The sequence below is a fragment of the Thermoanaerobacterium sp. PSU-2 genome (assembly GCF_002102475.1).
GTDB lineage: Bacteria > Bacillota > Thermoanaerobacteria > Thermoanaerobacterales > Thermoanaerobacteraceae > Thermoanaerobacterium.
In genome coordinates this window covers 1-307 of sequence record NZ_MSQD01000051.1, presented here as the reverse complement: position 1 = coordinate 307, position 307 = coordinate 1, and the positions used below count along the sequence as shown (strand labels likewise).

Below are 307 nucleotides of genomic sequence, written 5' to 3'. Positions count from 1 at the left end.
AAATCTGGCATCTATAGACAGTATATAAAATTTGTCTTCTAATTCTTCCATATTACCTTCTTTAATCGCAAAATCCCTAATTATATGTAAAACATTTAATGCATCTTCTTTTTTACACCTTGAATCAATAATTATAGAAAAATATAAATAAGGTCTGGAATAATAAATTTTATATTCGGTAATACAGTTAGATTCATTTAACTTTTCTTTTAATGCTTTTATGGCACTTGTATTAATATTTTCATTATATATATATTTATGACTAATAATATATTTTGCACTTATTACAATTAAAATTGATAAAGAC

1 protein-coding gene is annotated in these 307 nt (G+C 21.5%); it reads right to left on the bottom strand.

All coding sequences use genetic code 11. The features are described from left to right. A partial coding sequence (locus BVF91_RS13080; protein ID WP_085113772.1) for a hypothetical protein occupies window positions 1-307 on the bottom strand: 307 nt, incomplete at both ends.